A 1,584-nucleotide genomic window follows, 5' to 3' on the forward strand; every position below is an offset into this window, starting at 1 on the left:
CGGTATTCCTGTTTATGCATGGAAAGGAATGACCGAGGAAGAATTTAACTGGTGTATCGAACAAACTCTTTTCTTCGGAGAGGATCGTAAGCCACTTAATATGATCCTTGATGATGGTGGAGATCTTACCAATATGGTCCTTGATGAATACCCTGAACTTGCTGAAGGAATTAAAGGACTTTCAGAAGAAACAACTACAGGAGTTCATAGACTTTACGAAAGAATGAAGAACGGAACATTGCCAATGCCGGCAATTAATGTAAACGATTCTGTAACTAAATCTAAATTTGATAACAAATACGGTTGCCGCGAGAGTGCAGTAGATGCGATACGTCGTGCTACAGACGTTATGCTAGCTGGCAAAAGAGTTGTTGTATGTGGATATGGAGATGTTGGAAAAGGAACTGCTCAATCTTTTAAAGGTGCTGGTTCTATCGTAACTGTTACTGAAATTGATCCAATTTGTGCATTACAGGCCGCAATGGATGGTTTCGAGGTGAAGAAACTTGAAACTGTACTTCCTAAAGCAGATATCGTTATCACTACTACCGGAAATAAAGACATCGTACGTGGAGAGCATTTCGAGGCGATGAAAGACAAAACAATCGTAGCGAATATTGGTCACTTTGATAACGAGATCGCTGTTGCATGGTTAAATGATAACCACGGAAACTCTAAAGTAGAGATTAAACCACAGGTTGACAAATACACTATTAACGGGAAAGATATTATCCTCCTTGCCGAAGGTCGTTTAGTGAATTTAGGTTGTGCAACTGGACATCCTAGTTTTGTAATGAGTAATTCATTCACGAACCAGACCCTGGCACAAATGGAACTTTGGAATAATACTGACCAGTATAAGAACGAAGTTTACATGTTACCTAAGCATCTTGATGAAAAAGTTGCAAAACTTCACCTTGAAAGAATTGGGGTTGAATTGACTGAACTTAAACAGGATCAGGCAGAATATATTGGTGTAACGGTAGAAGGACCTTACAAGCCAGAATACTACAGGTACTAGAAATTAATCACCTGTTGATTCAAAAGCCTCTGCTCTCGCAGAGGCTTTTTTTTGTTAATTCGGTTCCTATTTTAATTTCAGTTTAACAAGCCTGAGTTAAAAAGCCTAATCCTGAGTTAAAAGCTTCAGTTCAGAAAACCGCAGTTGGTAAGTTTCGTAAATATTACCGTAAACAATAATCAATAAAAAAGTTACTTATGAAAATTTTGAAAAAACCTTTATTATTTATAGCGATGAGCGCTATGTTGGGATTCACCTCTTGTTCAGATGATGATGATGACATGACCGATGATATCGTGGAGATGGATTCTGCAATGTTATATGCTACCACACATTCTGGATCTGTAGTACAGTACAATCTGGATGATGGTACTTCTTATACAGTGAACACTTCCTCCACAGATGCTGAGGGGATTTTTTATGACGAAGATGATAGTTCTCTAATCGTAGCTTCCAGAGACCCTAAACAACTTCAGTATTATGGAGATGTTGATATGTGGGATGGATCTATGTCTACAGTTTCTGCAGAGTTTATGAGCTCTAGTGATCTTATGAGCCCTAGA

Annotated in this window: 1 protein-coding gene and 1 pseudogene; both read left to right on the plus strand. The window is 38.4% G+C overall.

Annotated elements, in window-relative coordinates:
• Positions 1-1,021: adenosylhomocysteinase (locus ACNI3T_RS05620; protein WP_418226993.1), on the plus strand; the 1,021-nt coding region annotated here is incomplete at its 5' end.
• A 197-nt stretch (positions 1,022-1,218) separates the two neighbouring features.
• A pseudogene (locus tag ACNI3T_RS05625) lies at positions 1,219-1,584 on the plus strand (hypothetical protein); the annotation flags it as partial.

The sequence above is a fragment of the Christiangramia qingdaonensis genome (assembly GCF_048381525.1).
Lineage (GTDB): Bacteria > Bacteroidota > Bacteroidia > Flavobacteriales > Flavobacteriaceae > Christiangramia.